At 74.0% G+C, this 15192-nt stretch carries 15 protein-coding genes; 12 read left to right on the top strand and 3 right to left on the bottom strand.

Features of this window, described 5'->3' with window-relative positions; genetic code table 11:
* Position 1 precedes the first annotated feature (1 nt).
* Positions 2-1222, bottom strand: coding sequence for an ABC transporter substrate-binding protein (locus I4I82_RS28720; RefSeq protein WP_218591341.1), 1221 nt, complete (start codon positions 1220-1222; stop codon positions 2-4).
* A 153-nt stretch (positions 1223-1375) separates the two neighbouring features.
* Here I4I82_RS28720 and I4I82_RS28715 point away from each other — a divergent pair, with 153 nt between their 5' ends.
* A complete protein-coding gene (locus I4I82_RS28715; RefSeq protein WP_218591340.1) occupies positions 1376-2062 on the top strand; it encodes an MBL fold metallo-hydrolase in 687 nt (228 codons plus the stop codon).
* Between the two features lie 20 nt (positions 2063-2082).
* Here the strand turns inward: I4I82_RS28715 and I4I82_RS28710 are convergent, their stop codons facing one another.
* The gene (locus tag I4I82_RS28710) at positions 2083-2850 is read right to left on the bottom strand and encodes an AraC family transcriptional regulator (protein ID WP_226370306.1); all 768 of its coding nucleotides are present in this window, start codon (positions 2848-2850) and stop codon (positions 2083-2085) included.
* 151 nt (positions 2851-3001) lie between these two features.
* On the opposite strand from I4I82_RS28710, the gene I4I82_RS28705 reads away from it, so the two are divergent.
* From I4I82_RS28705 to I4I82_RS28665, 9 genes are all read left to right on the top strand, one after another.
* A complete protein-coding gene (locus I4I82_RS28705) occupies positions 3002-3847 on the top strand; it encodes an ABC transporter permease (RefSeq protein ID WP_218591338.1) in 846 nt (281 codons plus the stop codon).
* A complete protein-coding gene (locus I4I82_RS28700; protein WP_226370305.1) occupies positions 3844-4668 on the top strand; it encodes an ABC transporter ATP-binding protein in 825 nt (274 codons plus the stop codon). The genes I4I82_RS28705 and I4I82_RS28700 overlap by 4 nt, the downstream gene beginning before the upstream one ends.
* A complete protein-coding gene (locus tag I4I82_RS28695) occupies positions 4665-5417 on the top strand; it encodes an ABC transporter permease (RefSeq protein ID WP_218591337.1) in 753 nt (250 codons plus the stop codon). Before I4I82_RS28700 ends, I4I82_RS28695 begins: the two co-directional genes overlap by 4 nt.
* Before the next feature lie 30 nt (positions 5418-5447).
* Entirely contained in the window at positions 5448-6575 is a 1128-nt protein-coding gene (locus tag I4I82_RS28690) for an ABC transporter substrate-binding protein (protein ID WP_218591336.1), read from the top strand.
* Positions 6576-6724: 149 nt separating this feature from the next.
* Positions 6725-8041, top strand: coding sequence for an LCP family protein (locus tag I4I82_RS28685; protein ID WP_218591335.1), 1317 nt, complete (start codon positions 6725-6727; stop codon positions 8039-8041).
* 27 nt (positions 8042-8068) lie between these two features.
* On the top strand, positions 8069-10174 hold the full coding sequence (locus I4I82_RS28680) for a S9 family peptidase (RefSeq protein WP_218591334.1): 2106 nt from the start codon (positions 8069-8071) through the stop codon (positions 10172-10174).
* A 69-nt stretch (positions 10175-10243) separates the two neighbouring features.
* Positions 10244-10675 carry a YkvA family protein gene (locus tag I4I82_RS28675; RefSeq protein WP_226370304.1) on the top strand — a complete coding sequence of 144 codons (432 nt, stop codon included), beginning with the start codon at positions 10244-10246 and terminating at the stop codon, positions 10673-10675.
* Positions 10676-10732: 57 nt separating this feature from the next.
* Positions 10733-10948 carry a rubredoxin gene (locus I4I82_RS28670; RefSeq protein WP_218591344.1) on the top strand — a complete coding sequence of 72 codons (216 nt, stop codon included), beginning with the start codon at positions 10733-10735 and terminating at the stop codon, positions 10946-10948.
* Between the two features lie 12 nt (positions 10949-10960).
* Complete coding sequence (locus I4I82_RS28665; protein WP_218591333.1) at positions 10961-11722, top strand: ribonucleotide-diphosphate reductase subunit beta; 762 nt, start codon at positions 10961-10963, stop codon at positions 11720-11722.
* Here the strand turns inward: I4I82_RS28665 and I4I82_RS28660 are convergent.
* Positions 11709-12479 carry a hypothetical protein gene (locus tag I4I82_RS28660; protein WP_218591332.1) on the bottom strand — a complete coding sequence of 257 codons (771 nt, stop codon included), beginning with the start codon at positions 12477-12479 and terminating at the stop codon, positions 11709-11711. The two genes, I4I82_RS28665 and I4I82_RS28660, sit on opposite strands and share 14 nt — an antisense overlap.
* 546 nt (positions 12480-13025) lie before the next feature.
* On the opposite strand from I4I82_RS28660, the gene I4I82_RS28655 reads away from it, so the two are divergent.
* Together I4I82_RS28655 and I4I82_RS28650 are read left to right on the top strand one after the other, a co-directional pair.
* Positions 13026-13484, top strand: a complete 459-nt coding sequence (locus tag I4I82_RS28655) for an MSMEG_3727 family PQQ-associated protein (protein ID WP_218591331.1) — start codon at positions 13026-13028, stop codon at positions 13482-13484.
* Between the two features lie 15 nt (positions 13485-13499).
* A complete protein-coding gene (locus I4I82_RS28650) occupies positions 13500-15188 on the top strand; it encodes a PQQ-dependent dehydrogenase, methanol/ethanol family (RefSeq protein ID WP_218591330.1) in 1689 nt (562 codons plus the stop codon).
* The last annotated feature ends 4 nt before the right edge of the window (positions 15189-15192 follow it).

Below are 15192 nucleotides of genomic sequence, written 5' to 3'. Positions count from 1 at the left end.
GTCAGCCCGGCTGGCTCTGCTGGCCGAGGTCCTCGACGACCGCGTTGACCAGCGTGCCGTTCGCGTCCTGCACGCTGCGCAGGTAGATGTTCTGCCGCGGGCTCTGGCCGTCGAACTCCCACGTGCCGCGCGGGCTGTCGTCGACGGCGCCGATGCCGCCGAGCGCGGTGGCCAGCGAGTCGCCGTCGAGCGCGGTGGCCGTGGCGAGCGCCCGGTTGAGCACGTTGGCCGCGTCCCAGGTCTGCACGGAGAACGTGCTGGGCGCCTCGCCGTTGGCCGCCGTGTAGGACTCGACGAACGCGGTGTTGGCCGGGTTGTCGAGCTGGTCGGTGTAGTGCAGCGTCGTCTGGACGCCGAGCGCGGCCTGCCCCTGCTGCGCGAGCACGTTGCCCTCGGTGAGGAAGCCCGAGCCGTAGAGCGGGATCGAGCCGGCCAGGCCGAACTGCGCGTACTGCTGCACGAAGGTGATCGCCTCGGCGCCGGAGAAGAAGCAGAAGGTGGCACGGGCGCCGGAGCCCTGGATCGTGGAGAGGAACGGCTGGTAGTCCGACGTGGAGCCGAAGGGAGGCTTGGCTTCGCCGGCGATCGTGCCGCCGCCCGCGGTGTAGGCGGCCTTGAAGCCCTCGATGACCTCGGTGCCCGCCGCGTAGTCGGGCGCGATGAGGAAGACGCCCTCGGCGAAGCCGGTCTCGGCGAGGTGCGTTCCCATCGCCGCGGCGATCTGGGCGTTGGTGAACGAGGTGCGCCAGATGTAGGGGGTGCGCTCGGGACCGGTCAGCGCGCCCGCACCCGCGTTCGTGACGATGAGCAGCTTCTTCGACTCCGTCAGCAGGTCCTTGACGCCCAGCGCCGTCGCCGAGTTGACCAGGCCGACCACCACGTCCACGTTGTCCTGCTGGATCACCCGCTGCACCGCGGGCACGCCGGTCTGGGGCGTCTCGCCCTCGTCGACCGCGATCGTCTCGACGGTGTACTCGCCGAACCTCGAGCCGTTGGCGTCGAGCCAGAGGTTCCAGCCGCGCGTCATGTCCTCGCCGAGGGCGGCGTAGACCCCGGACTGCGGCACGACGAGGCCGACCTTGATCGTGCCCCCGCCCCCGCCCGCGGCGGGCGCCGAACCGCCGCCGCCGACGCTGCTCCCGCAGGCCGAGAGAACGGGGAGGGTCGCGGCGGCACCGAACAGACCCAGGAGGCGGCGTCGGGAGAGGGCGGGGTGCTCCATGTCGGGACTCCTCGGTGAGTGACCGGTGGTGGGACGTTCTACAGATGGGGAGCGAACCGGACGGATGGTGTAGTGCTGAACGGGGCTTGTCAACGCGTCCCGTGACGACCGGAGCAGGCCGCAACCCGATCGTGACGCTCTAGGCTGTCGCACGTGGACGTCCTCGACAACTACTCCGGTCACACCGATCCCGGCGGCCCCGCGGCGCGGCGCGAGCTCGACGCGCTGACGATCACGAAGCTGTCCGTGGGCCCGATGGACAACAACGCCTTCCTGCTGGTCTGCCGGGCCACCGGCGAGGCGCTGCTGCTCGACGCGGCCAACGACGCCGAACGGCTCGCCGACCTGATCGGTTCCGGCGCCGCGCGGCCCGAGCTGCGCACGCTGGTGACCTCGCACCGCCACGCCGACCACTGGCAGGCGCTCGGGGCGGTCGCGGGCATGTTCCAGCCGCACCTGATCGCCCACCCGATCGACGCCCCCGAGCTGCCGATCCCGATGGACGAGCTCGTCGAGCACGGCGATGTCGTCCGGTTCGGGCGGATCGAGCTGGAGGTCATCCACCTCCGCGGCCACACGCAGGGCTCGATCGCGCTGCTCTACCGCGGCAGCGACCACCCGCACCTGTTCAGCGCCGACTCGCTGTTCCCCGGCGGCCCCGGGCGCACCTGGTCCGAGCCCGACTTCTGGTCGCTCGTGGCCGACCTCGAGGCCCGCGTCTTCGACGTGCTGCCCGACGACACCTGGGTCTACCCCGGCCACGGCGACGACACGACGCTGGGCAAGGAGCGCCCGTCGATCCCGGACTGGAAGGCCCGGGGCTGGGTGGACGAGAGCTGAGCGTCGCCGGGAGCTGATCCTCACCGGCCCGGGTAGCGCCGGGCCCAGGTCGTCGGCGGCTCCCCGAACAGCGCGGCGAAGTCGCGCGAGAGGTGGGCCTGGTCGGCGAACCCGAGGTCGGCGGCCAGCCCGGCCCAGTCGACGGGGTCGCCCGCCGCGAGCCGCTCGGTCACCTCGTGCAGCCGGTAGCGGCGGATCACCCACTTCGGCCCGACGCCGACGTGCTCGGCGAACAGCCGCTGCAGCGTGCGCACGCCGACCCCGGTGGCGGCGGCGAGCCGGTCGACGCGGGTGAGGTCCCGGTCGGCCGCGACGAGCGCCACGGCGGCCTCCGCGTCCGCCGCGGCCGGCCCCGGACCGGCCGCGGGCAGCGCGCCGCGCAGCCACCGCTGCACCGACTCCGCGTCCACCGGCTCGTCCGGGCCGCCGGCGAGCGCGGCGACCGCCGACGCGGGCAGCACCCGGTCGGTGATCGTCGAGACCGACCCGCCCAGCACGGCCCGGAACACCCCCGGGCGGAACGCCGCGCCGACGACCCGGTCGCGCCCCTCCAGCACCCGCACGACGTGCCGGCTCGACACCCCGTGCACCTCCGGTTCCCGCCCGGGCCGCACCGTGACCTGCACCTGCGGGTACGGGACGATCTTCTGCCGGTAGGGCGTCGCGTAGTCCCACTCGACGGCCCAGTGCGCGGCGAGGAACGGGGCGAGGTCGGGCGCGGGCACCGTGAACGCGTGGCGCTGGTGGCGCGTCCAGGCACCGTCGAGCTCGCGGGGGTCGCGGTCCACGGCACCAGTGTGACCTGCGCGGCGGTGCCGCGAACGGCAACAGCTCGGCAACACCGTCGTCATCCGCGCTGCGCAGTCTTCCCTTTCACGTGATCGGGAAGGACGCTGTGCGGTTGTGGCCACTGTGAGTGCGGGACGGGTGCGGACGGCGGTGAGCGCGGTCGTCGCGTTCGCACTGCTCGTCGGGCTGTGGGAGCTGGCCAAGGCGGTGCTGCCCGACGCGGGCGTGAGCATCGGGGGCACGCGGGTCCTCCCCCGCACCGACGACGCGGCGATGCCGCACGTGTGGACCGTGCTGGCGCGGCTGGGCGAGCCGGAGGTCGCGGGAGCCGCGGCGCAGCGGACGGTCGGCGAGGCGGTCGCCTCCGGGGCGCTGTTCACGCTCGGGCTCGCGCTGGGCGGGCTGCTCATCGGCGGGGTCCTGGGCGCGCTGCTGGCGCTGGGGATGGCCCGGTTCGGGCTGCTGGAGCGCGCGCTGCTGCCGTGGGTCGTGCTGTCGCAGACCGTGCCGCTCATCGCCATCGCGCCGCTCGTGGCCGGGTGGGGCGGGAAGATCGCGGTGTTCGGGCAGCCCTGGCAGCCGTGGGCGTCGGTCATGGTGATCTCGTCCTACCTCGCGTTCTTCCCGATCGCCGTGGGCGCGCTGCGGGGGCTGACCTCGCCCCGGCGCGCCGACCTCGAGCTGTTCCGCTCGCTGGCCTGCGGCTGGTGGACGACCCTGCTGCGGCTGCGGCTGCCCGCCGCGGTGCCGCACCTCGTGCCGGCGGTGCGCCTCGCGGCGGCCGCGGCCGTCGTCGGCGCGATCGTCGCCGAGATCTCCACCGGTACCCGCGGCGGCGTCGGACGGCTGATCATCGAGTACGCGCAGTCGGCCACCGGCGACCCGTCGCGGATGTACACCGCGATCCTGGGCGCGGCCGTGCTCGGGCTGGTCGCGGCCGGTGCCGTCGGCCTGCTCGACGTCGTGCTGCGCCGCTACCGCGGGAACGTCGCGTGAGCGCCCCGGGCCCCCGGCCGGAGGCGGACCTGCCCCCCGAGGACCTGCCCGCCGTCGACCTCGCCGGCGTCGACAAGGTGTTCGGGCCGGTGCAGGCGCTGGAGGGCGTCGACCTGACGATCGGCGCGGGCGAGTTCGTGTCGCTGATCGGGCCGTCGGGGTGCGGGAAGTCGACGCTGCTGCGGGTCGTGGCCGACCTGGAGCAGCCGACGGCGGGCAGCGTGCGGGTCGGCGGCAAGCCCGCCGCGCAGGCCCGCCTCGACCAGGACTACGGCATCGCCTTCCAGCAGGCGGGGCTGCTGGAGTGGCGCACGGTCGCGGAGAACGTCGAGCTGCCGCTGCAGGTGCACGGCGTCGCGAAGGCGGAGCGGCGGGCGCGGGCGGCGGAGCTGCTGGAGATGGTGGGCCTGGCCGACTTCGCGCGGTCGCGCCCGGGCGAGCTGTCGGGCGGGATGCAGCAGCGCGTGGCCATCGCCCGCGCGCTCGCGCCGCGGCCCTCGCTGCTGCTCATGGACGAGCCGTTCGGCGCCCTCGACGAGATGACGCGCGAGCGGATGCAGGCCGAGCTGCTGCGGATCGCGGGCGAGACCGGCGCGGCCGTGCTGTTCGTGACGCACTCGATCCCCGAGGCGGTGGTGCTCTCGGACCGGGTCGTCGTCATGTCGCCGCGGCCCGGGCGGATCACCGCGGTGGTCGCGGGACGGCGCCCGGGCGCGAGCACCGAGCTGGCGCCTGACGACGTCGAGGACGTCCGCGAGTCGGCGGCGTTCTTCACCGCGATCACCGACGTGCGCGAGGCCCTGCGCAAGGGGCACGAGTGAGTGCGGCTGGCCGGTGGGCGCCGCCCCTGCTGTTCGGGGCCGGCGTGCTCGTCGTGTGGCAGGTGCTGGTCGTCGCGCTGGCCGTGCCGTCGTTCCTGCTGCCCGCGCCCACCGCCATCGCGGCGCAGGTCGCCGCGCAGTTCGGCGTCATCCTCCCCACGGCGTCGGTGACGGGCGGCAACGCGCTGGCCGGGCTCGTCACCGGGTTCGTCCTCGGGGTGGCGCTGGCGCTGCTCGCGGCGCGGTCACGGCTGGTGCAGGAGCTCGCGACGCCCGTGGTGCTGGCCGCCAGTGCGGTGCCGATCGTCGCGCTCGCGCCGGTGTTCACGACGATGTTCGGCTCGACGACGGAGGTGCCGCGCCGGCTGGTGGTGACCGTCGTCGTGGTGGTGCCGGTGTTCGTGTCGACCGCGCGCGGGCTGCGCCAGGTGCAGCCGGTGCACGCCGACCTGATGACGGCGCTGGCCGCCACGCCCTGGCAGGCGTCGCGGTTCGTGCGGCTGCCCGGCGCGGTGCCCTACATCGTCACCGGGCTGCGCCTGGCCGCCCCGGCCGCGGTGATCGCCTCGATCGTCGCCGAGTACTTCGGTGGCCCGCAGAACGGCCTCGGCAGCCGCATCTCCTCGGCCGCGGCGAACACCGCGTACGCGCGGGCGTGGGCGTTCGTCGTCGCCTCGATCGTGCTGGGTCTGCTGTTCCACCTCGCCGGGCTGCTCCTCGAGCGGCTCGCCACCCGAAGCCCCCGGTAAGTCCCCTCCCCCGGTTCCAGAAGGAGTCACATGTCCCGATTGAGAACGGCCCTGGCCGTCGCCGTGAGCGCGGTCGCGCTGGCCGCGTGCTCGACGGTCGCGGAGCCCGCGGCCCCGGCCGAGGGCGGGCTCACCCCCGTGAAGCTGCAGCTGCAGTGGTTCACGCAGGGCCAGTTCGCGGGCTACCTCGCCGCGGTCGACCAGGGCTTCTACGAGGCCCAGGGCCTCGACGTGGAGATCCTGGAGGGCGGGGTCGACATCGTCCCGCAGACGGTGCTGGCGCAGGGCCAGGCCGACTACGCCATCGCGTGGGTGCCCAAGGCGCTCGCGTCGCGGGAACAGGGGGCCGGGATCACCGACGTCGCCCAGGTGTTCCAGCGCTCGGGCACGTACCAGGTGTCGTTCGCGAACGCCGGCATCGCGGCACCCGCCGACCTGCGCGGCAAGCGCGTCGGCAACTGGGGCTTCGGCAACGAGTTCGAGCTGTTCGCGGGCATGACCGCGGCCGGCATCGCCCCCGCCGCCGACGTGACGCTGGTGCAGCAGCAGTTCGACATGCAGGCCCTGCTCTCCGGCGAGATCGACGCCGCCCAGGCCATGTCCTACAACGAGTACGCGCAGGTGCTGGAGGCGACGAACCCCGCCACCGGTGCGCTGTACCAGCCCTCGGACTTCTCGGTGATCAACTGGGAGGACCAGGGCACCGCGATGCTGCAGGACGCGATCTGGGCCAACACCGAGCGCCTGTCCGACCCCGCCTACCAGGACACGACGACGAAGTTCATCGCCGCGTCGCTGCAGGGCTGGGCGTACTGCCGCGACAACGTCGAGTCGTGCCGCGACATCGTCGTGGCCGCCGGGTCGACCCTCGGTGCGAGCCACCAGCTGTGGCAGATCAACGAGGTCAACAAGCTGATCTGGCCGGCCCCCGCCGGCGCGGGCACGATCGACGAGGCCGCCTGGACACGCACCGTCGGTGTCGCGCGCACCGCCGTGAACGCCGACGGGCAGACGGTCATCACCGCCGACCCGGACGCCGACGCCTACACCAACACCTACGTCGAGCAGGCGCTGGACCTGCTGCGGGCCGAGGGCGTCGACGTCGAGGGGACCTCGTACGCACCGATGGAGGTCACGCTCAACCCCGGCGGCAGCTGACCGGCCGCCCGTTCGCACGATCGTCACACTCGACCGCGCGGCGTTCACCCACAGCTGGCTACAGTGGGTGAACGCCGGTGGGGCCGGTCGTGGCTCCCGGCCGTCCGCCCGGTGCGGGTGCCGGGTGTCGGGCGGGGTACAGGGAAGGCATGAGCCGGCGCCACCTCGGATACGTGCTGCGGGCAGGCGTGGTCCTGCTCTCCGCCGCGGTGCTCGCCACCACCGGCTACGGCTGGTCGGTCGTGCGGCAGGTCTCGGACACCCTCGTCACGAGCGAGGCGCTCGGCGACAGCGAGCCCGTCGGGCTGGACGAGGAGTTCACCGCGCTGCTCGTCGGCATCGACACCCGCACCGACGCCGCGGGCAACCCGCTGCCGCCCGAGGTCCTCGCCGAGCTCCGCGCCGGGGTCGACGAGGGCCAGTTCAACACCGACACGATCATCTTGCTGCACGTCCCGGCCGGTCCGGACGCGCGCGCGTCGGCGGTGTCGATCCCGCGCGACTCGTTCGTCGAGATCGCGGGCGACCTCGGCGAGCACAAGATCAACGCGGCGTACCGGCGCGGGATGTCGGCCGCCGAGGACGAGCTGACGGCGCGCGGGCTCAGCGGCGCGGCGCTGGAGCGCGCCACGCGGGAGGCCGGGCGACGCACGCTCGTCGAGACCGTCGAGGCGTTCACCGGCGTCACCGTCGACCACTTCGCCGAGATCAACCTCGCCGGGTTCGTGGAGATCACCGAGGCGATCGGCGGCGTCCCGGTCTGCCTCAACAACCCGGTCCGCGAGGAGCGCTCGGGCGTCGACCTGCCGGCGGGGCCGCAGGTCGTCAGCGGCGGCGACGCGCTCGCCTTCGTCCGCCAGCGCCGCGACCTCCCCGACGGCGACCTCGACCGCGTCACGCGCCAGCAGGCCTTCCTGGCCGGTCTCGCCCGCGCGTCGCTCACGTCCGGGGCGCTCGCCGACCCGGTGCGCGTGGAGCGGCTCGTCGGTGCCGTCACCCGCTACGTGGTGCTCGACCGCGGCTGGGACCTCGACCGGCTCGTCGCCCAGCTGCGCCGCGCCTCGGGCAGCGACATCGCGTTCCGCACGATCCCGACCGGGCGCCCGGACCTGCGCACCCCCGTCGACGGGGTGGCGGTGGAGGTCGACCCCGACGCCGTCCGCGCCTTCACGACCGACGTGTTCGAGCTCGACGCCGTGCGCGAGCGGCTTGCCGCGCCGCTGACGGCCGACGACGCGGCGCCCAGGGACGACGCGACATCCACCGACGGTGCGGCGCCCACGACCGTCCGGGGCACGGCGGTGCCGCCGTGGCCGCCGAACCCGGTGCCGTCGCCGACCCCGACGGCGACACCGGCCCCGACGGCGACACCGGTGCCCTCGCCGACCGCGGACGCGGAGCCAACCGCCCCGGCCACCACCGTCGAACGCCCGATCACCGCGGCCACGGTGCCCTGCGTCGACTGATCGCGGACGCCCGGCCAGACTGTCGCCGTGCTCGACTCCTTCCCGCGCCGCCAGGCCCGCACCCGTCGCTTCACCCTCGGCGCGCCCCGCGGCCTGACCGTCTCCCCCGACGGCACGCGCGTCGTGTTCCTGCGCAGCCGCGGCGGCACCGATCCGGTCACCTGCCTGTGGGTCCTCGACGTCGCGAGCGGGCGCGAGCACCTCGTCGCCGACGCCCGGCTGCTCGGCGAGGACGGCGACCTGCCGGCCGAGGAGCGGGCGCGGCGCGAGCGCAGCCGTGAGCAGGCCGGCGGCATCGTCGGGTACTCCACCGACCGCGCGGTCACCACGGCCGCGTTCAGCCTCGCGGGGCAGCTGCACGTCGCCGACCTCGCCGGGGGCGCGCCGCCGCGGCACCTGCCCTCCCCCGGCGGCGTGATCGACCCGCACCCCGACCCCCTCGGCCGCCGCGTCGCCTACGTCAGCGCGGGGGCGCTGCACGTCCACGACCTCGCCTCCGGGGCCACGACCACCCTCGCCCGGCCCGAGGGCCCCGACGTCACCCACGGCCTCGCCGACTTCGTCGCGGCCGAGGAGATGGGCCGGATGCGCGGGTTCTGGTGGTCCCCCGACGGCGACCGGCTCGCCGTCGCGCGCGTCGACACCTCCCCGGTGCAGCGCTGGCACATCGCCGACCCGGAGAACCCCGGGCGCACCCCCGCGGTCGTCGCCTACCCGGCGGCGGGCACGCCGAACGCGCTGGTCGGGCTGGAGGTGATCGGGCTCGACGGCACCCGCGTCCCGGTCTCCCACGGTGACGACGAGTACCTCGTCCGGGTCACGTGGGGCGTGCACGGCCTGCTGGTCACCACCGCGCCGCGCGACCAGACCGCCCTGCGCACGCTGCGCGTCGACCCCCGCACGGGCGAGGCCGCCACGGTCCACGAGCAGACCGACCCGGCCTGGGTCGACGTCGTCCCGGGCGTGCCCGCGCACACCGCGTCCGGCGCGCTGGTCACCGTGGAGGCCCGCGACGGCGCGCACCGGCTCGTCGTCGACGGGCAGGCTGTGACGCCGTCCGCGGTGCAGGTGCGCGAGGTCGTCGACGTCGACGAGGACGTGGTGCTGTTCCGCGCGAGCACCGACCCGGTGTCGGTGGGGCTGTGGACGTGGGACCGCGACGGGCTCGTGGAGGTCGCGACCACCCCGGGCGTGCACGCGGGGCGGCGCGCCGGCGCCACGACCGTCGTCACCAGCGGCGACCTGCAGTCCGACGGCGCCCGCACCGTCGTGCGCCGCGGGGAGGTGGAGCGGACGATCACCTCGCTCGCCGAGGCGCCGGGCCTGGAGCCCGTCGTCGCGCTGTTCGAGGTCGGCGAGCGCGGGCTGCGCACCGCCGTGCTGCTCCCCTCCTGGCACACGCCCGGCACGAAGCTGCCGGTGCTGATGGACCCCTACGGCGGCCCGCACGCCCAGCGCGTCACGGCGCTGCGCGCGGCCCACCTGACCAGCCAGTGGTTCGCCGACCAGGGCTTCGCCGTCGTCGTCGTCGACGGGCGGGGCACCCCGGGTCGCGGGCCGGAGTTCGAGAAGGCCGTGCACGGCGACCTCGCCTCGCCGGTGCTGGAGGACCAGGTCGACGCCCTGCACGCCGTCGCCGCCTCGCTGCCCGACCTCGACCTCACCCGCGTCGGGATCCGCGGCTGGTCCTTCGGCGGCTACCTCGCCGCGCTGGCCGTACTGCGCCGCCCCGACGTCTTCCACGCCGCGGTCGCCGGCGCCCCCGTCACCGACTGGGGCCTCTACGACACCCACTACACCGAGCGCTACCTCGGGCACCCGGCCCAGGACCCGGACGCCTACGCGCACTCCTCGCTCATCGCCGACGCCCCGTCGCTGGCGCGGCCGCTGCTGCTCGTGCACGGCCTCGCCGACGACAACGTGGTGGCCGCGCACACGCTCCGGTTGTCGTCGGCGCTGCTCGCGGCGGGGCGCCCGCACAGCGTCCTGCCGCTGTCCGGGGTCACGCACATGACACCCCAGGAGGTCGTCGCGGAGAACCTGCTGCTCCTGCAGGTGCAGTTCCTCCGCACTGCTCTCGGGCTGCCGCCGCAGGGAGCAGCGCAGCGCGTGCTCCTCGGCGACCCCGCCTAGCGAGCCCCGGCCGCGGCGTCCGGCGGCACCCTGTTGTCCCGCCGCCCGGGTTGGGCGCACCATGTCGCCGTGGATGTCGACTGGGCCGCGTGGCTGACCGGGCTGGGGCTGGCCGCCGCGGTCTGGGGCCTGCTGTGCGTCGTCATGGTGCTGCTGGCCAGCAGGCTGCCGCCGGGCCTGCTCCGCGACATCGCGGAGTTCCTGCCCGCCTGCGTCACGACCGCCCGGCGCCTGCGCAACTCCCCCGCGGTCCCGCGGCGCGCGAAGGTGGCCCTGCTGGTGGCGATCGTCTGGGTGGTGTCCCCGATCGACCTGCTGCCGGAGTTCCTACCGGTGATCGGGCCGCTCGACGACGTCGTCGCGGTGGTGCTGCTGCTGCGCTACGCCGCGCGGTCGATCCCGCGTGACCAGCTCGTCGCGGCCTGGCCCGCCGAGCTCCGCCTGCTCGAACGGCTGCTGGACGGCCGTCGCCGACCCGACCGCGACCCGGAGCCCCGGTAGCGGGTCGCCGCCCGACCTGGTTCCCTCGTCGGGGTGACGCAGGTAACGTCGGGGGTGATGGGCGTGGACCAGGACGTGCGGCGGGCCTCGCCCACCAGGTGGATCTGCGAGCCCTGCGGGTTCGTCTACGACCCCGACGAGGGTGACCCGGACAGCGGCATCGAGCCGGGAACGCGGTTCGAGGACATCCCCGACGACTGGATGTGCCCCATCTGCGGTGCCACCAAGGCGGACTTCCGCGAGATGGAGCCGGGAGAGTTCCCGGAGGACTGAGGACGCAGGGTCATGATCACCGGGTACGCCCACTTCGCGCAGCTGGCCGAGTCGCTGCAGTGGGACGAGACGGCCATCGACTTCTCCGCCGACCGCGAGGCCTGGCCGCAGCTGACGGAGGCGGAGAACGCGCAGGTGCTCGGGCTGATCGCCGGGTTCGTCATCGCCGAGACGTCGGTGTCCGGGCAGCTCGGCGCCTACGAGGCGGCGGCGTCCGACGACTCGATGGCGGCGGTCTTCCAGGCCCAGGCCCGGGACGAGGCGCGCCATGCCCGCTTCTTCGACCGTGTCTGCGCCGAGGTCGCCGGCGTTCCCGGGGCCCTGCCCGCCCAGCGGCGGGACGCGCTGCACGCCCACGTCGGCGACGAGCTCGTCGACCTGTTCGAGCACCGCCTGCCGGCCACCGCCCGGCGGCTCGCCGAGGACCACGCGGGCCTGACCGCCGCGGTCGGCATGTACCACATGGTGATCGAGGGCGTGGTCCTGCTGGCGGGGCAGCACGCGATGCTGGACGCGCTCGAGGGCCTGTCGGTCGGGCTGCCGGGCGTACGCAGGGGGATGGAGCTGGTGCTGCGCGACGAGCGCTGGCACATCGGGTTCGGGTCGCGCGTCGTCCAGAGCGCCGCGATCGGCCGGGAGGAGGCCGACGCGCTGCTCGAGCAGGGCGAGACGGCCGCCAAGGTCTGGGGGGACCTCATCACCGCCGAGGCGATCGAGACCGCGGTGCGGCAGCACCGGCGCCGGCTCAAGGCCGCCGGCATCAAGTTCTGGTGACCGCGGTCCGTCCGCAGAAGATCTCGTCCCGCCACACCGACGCCTTCGTGCGGTGCCCCGGCGCGACCGTGACGTCCCGCTCGTCGAGCAGCTGCTCGAACGCCGTGGCGGTGGCCAGCACCTCCCGGGGCCAGCAGCGGGTGGACAGCTCCAGGAGCTCCCGACCGCTCGGGTAGCGGAAGTGCTCCAGGTCCGCACGGTGCAGGCCCAGGTCGTCGGCCCCGACCTTGACCCGGTGGACCACCAGCGGCCCGTGCACCCTCAGCCGGCGCAGCTGGGCGTCGTCCACGGGCCCGTGCCCGCCGCAGCGCGCCCACGAGGCCTGTGCCGCGGTGAGCAGCTCCCGGGACTCGACCGCGCCGGCGATCACGTCGACCGCCGCGGCCGGATCGACCTCCCGCCGGACCTCGACGTCCTGCCACAGCGCCCCGGGGGCGATGTCGAACTCGACGCGCACCCCGCGCGGGAACGACCGCCGGCGGGCGGGGCCGTTGCGGCAGGCGGACACCGACAGGTCGAAGCGGCCCCGCGCCCGGCGCCGCAGGCGGATCTCCACCCCGGCCTGCAGCAGGTCCAGCGTCGGGGTGTCCAGCAGGTACATCTGCCGCACGCTCCACGTCGGCGCACACCGTCCGGTCAGCGCTTCGGCGGCCGGTACGGCCGGGGACACGAGCAGCGTCTTCAGCTCGATGCTGTCGGCATGGGCGCAGCGGGCGCTCAGCCGGGCGAGCGCCTCCGGTGATCCGAACCTCCGCACGAGCCCCCCTGCGTGGACGGTCCGACCGCCGTCGACGTCGACGTCGGCCTGTTCGCACTATAGGACCGCGACCGGCTCCCGGGCACCGTCTCGCCGGGCCGGGTTCACGCCGCGCACGGCCGCCCGGACCGAGATCCGGATCGCCCGGTGCTCCCCCTTGCCGATCTCGGACCCGCTCCGTAGGGTCGAATGTGGCTCAGCACACACTTCCGGCGGCCGCTCGACACCGTCCCGGACCGTGTCCTGCCGCCCCAGTGGTCGACATCATCGGCAGACGGCCGAGTGACCCCGTGGCGGCGCCCTGTGCCCGGCTGCGCGGCTCTCGGCTGCGCACGGCATGGAGGCGCACGTGGGAGTGCCCGAGCGGGTCCGGGGTCGTCGAGAGCACAAGACCCCCCGACCGGAGTCCGTCCCGCACTCCTGCTCTGCCGACGATCCCCGGCCTCCCACGGCGCGCGAACCGTGGACGACCGACGAGATGGGGAGGTCACAGGTGGCGATGCTGCCGTGGACAGGACGGACATTCGTGACGAGGAGGTACGGCAGATGACGACGACAGGCGATCCCTCGGAGAAGCTGGCCGACGGCCTGCACCGGCAGAACAGCACCGGCCTGGGCCGGTTGCTCGGGTCCGGGGGCGTCGGGCACGCGGAGGAGCAACCCGACGGCACCATGACCGCCACCATCCGGATCCCCGAGGACGAGCTCTGCTTCGAGCCCGGGACCCTCATCCTGCCCCACGGCGGGAACCTCGAGCTCACGCTCATCAACGACGACAAGAACACCCACTGCGCGGTGCTGCCGCACAACGGCGACCCCAAGATCATCTGGTTGGTGAACCACTCGAAGGGCACGGCCTCGCTCAACCTGGACGGGCCGGGCACCTACTACTACGGGTCCACCACCGGCAACGACGAGGGCCGCGGCCTGACCGGGGCCATCGTCATCGGTGGCGAAGTCCCCGACCACGCCAAGCTCGACCGCCCGCCGCAACCGCGCCCGTGAGATGAGGAGAAGACCATGACCGACTACGTCGACGCGGGCGCCGCGATTCCGCAGATGCAGCTCAGTGCCGTCAAGGGAAGTGCGCCGGCCACCGGCAACGTGGACCACGACCGCATCCTGCGAGCCCGCACGGAGCCGGACAACTGGCTCACCTACTACGGCACCTTCGACGGGCAGCGCTACAGCGAGCTCGACCAGATCAGCAAGGACAACGTCCGGCGACTGTCCCCCGCGTGGGTGTTCCAGGCCGGCTCGACGGGCATGCAGGCGGGCGCGTCGACCTACTCGTTCGAGGCCTCCCCGCTCGTCGTCGAGGGGGTCATGTACGTCTCGGGCCCCGACGGCCGCTGCTGGGCCCTGGACGCCAAGACCGGTGCGGAGCTCTGGCGGTACAAGCACGCCTCGCCCTACGACGTCTCGCTGTGCTGCGGCAACGTCAACCGCGGCGTGGCCGTGGGGCACGGCAAGGTCTACATGGCCACCCTCAACGCCCACGTCATCGCACTCGACGCGACCACCGGGGAGATGGTCTGGGACACGACCGCCGGTGACGTGCGGGCCGGGGAGAGCCGCACCGTCGCGCCGCTGCTCGTGAAGGACATGGTCATCGTCGGGAGCTCGGGCGGCGAGTTCGGGACCCGCGGGTGCCTCGACGCCTTCGACGCCGACACCGGGGAGCGCCGCTGGCGCCGCTACATGATCCCGAAGCCGGGTGAGCCCGGCTCCGAGACCTGGCCGGCCGACGGCGACGCGTGGCAGCGCGGCGGGGGGAACTGCTGGGTCACCCCCACCTACGACCCGGAGCTGGAGCTGCTCTTCCCGGGTACGGGCAACCCGGCGCCCGACTTCGACGGCGCCGTCCGCCCGGGCGACAACCTCTACACCGACAGCGTCGTCGCGGTGGACGTGAACACCGGTGAGATCCGCTGGCACTACCAGTTCACCCCGCACGACCTGTGGGACTACGACTCCACTATGGAGAACCTCCTGTTCGACGCCCCCGACGGCCGCAAGCTGCTGGCGCACGCGGACAAGAACGGGTACTTCTTCGTCCTGGACCGGACCAACGGCGAGCTGGTGCGGGTGTTCCCGTTCTGCGACCGGATCACCTGGGGCGAGATCACCCCGGACGGCGAGGTCACGGCGAAGATCTACCCGGACGAGGAGGGCGTGCCGGTGCACTTCTGGCCCGGTCCGGCCGGCGCCAAGGAATGGACGCACATGTCCTACAGCCCCCAGACGGGGCTGGTCTACATCCCGGTGCAGGAGGTCGGTGCCACGGCCACCCGACGGCGCCGCGAGTTCAAGGAGAGCATTCCGTACTGGGGCGCGGGAGTCGCCGTGGACCTCGACGACTTCTACGGGTTCGTGAGCGCCGTCGACCCGCTGACCGGCGAGGAGAAGTGGCGCTGGCGCTACGAGTACCCGATGACCGCCTCGACGCTGGCCACGGCGGGCGGACTGGTGTTCGTGGGCCTCGCGACGGGCGAGTTCATCGCCCTGGACGCGGCGACCGGGGAGAAGCTGTGGCAGTTCCAGTGCGGCAGCGGCCACCACAGCAGCCCCAGCACGTACACCGTCGACGGCCGCCAGTACGTCGTGGTCCCGACCGGGTTCGGTGGGTGGGTCGAGGGCTTCACCCCCGGGCTGCTCGGGGCCGCCTCGGGCGACTCGCTGTTCGCCTTCGCCCTGCCCGAGGACTAGGTCC

Source organism: Pseudonocardia oceani (genome assembly GCF_019263585.2).
Classification (GTDB): Bacteria; Actinomycetota; Actinomycetes; order Mycobacteriales; family Pseudonocardiaceae; genus Pseudonocardia; species Pseudonocardia oceani.
Note: the sequence above shows the minus strand (reverse complement) of the source record. Positions and strands in the feature narration are given on the sequence as shown.

Coding starts and splice junctions, on each gene's coding strand:
- I4I82_RS28690 (WP_218591336.1), top strand. CDS start 5,448: ATGTCCCGATTGAGAACGGCCCTGGCCGTCGCCGTGAGCGCGGTCGCG.
- I4I82_RS28670 (WP_218591344.1), top strand. CDS start 10,733: ATGGGCGTGGACCAGGACGTGCGGCGGGCCTCGCCCACCAGGTGGATC.
- I4I82_RS28685 (WP_218591335.1), top strand. CDS start 6,725: ATGAGCCGGCGCCACCTCGGATACGTGCTGCGGGCAGGCGTGGTCCTG.
- I4I82_RS28665 (WP_218591333.1), top strand. CDS start 10,961: ATGATCACCGGGTACGCCCACTTCGCGCAGCTGGCCGAGTCGCTGCAG.
- I4I82_RS28650 (WP_218591330.1), top strand. CDS start 13,500: ATGACCGACTACGTCGACGCGGGCGCCGCGATTCCGCAGATGCAGCTC.
- I4I82_RS28720 (WP_218591341.1), bottom strand. CDS start 1,222: ATGGAGCACCCCGCCCTCTCCCGACGCCGCCTCCTGGGTCTGTTCGGT.
- I4I82_RS28655 (WP_218591331.1), top strand. CDS start 13,026: ATGACGACGACAGGCGATCCCTCGGAGAAGCTGGCCGACGGCCTGCAC.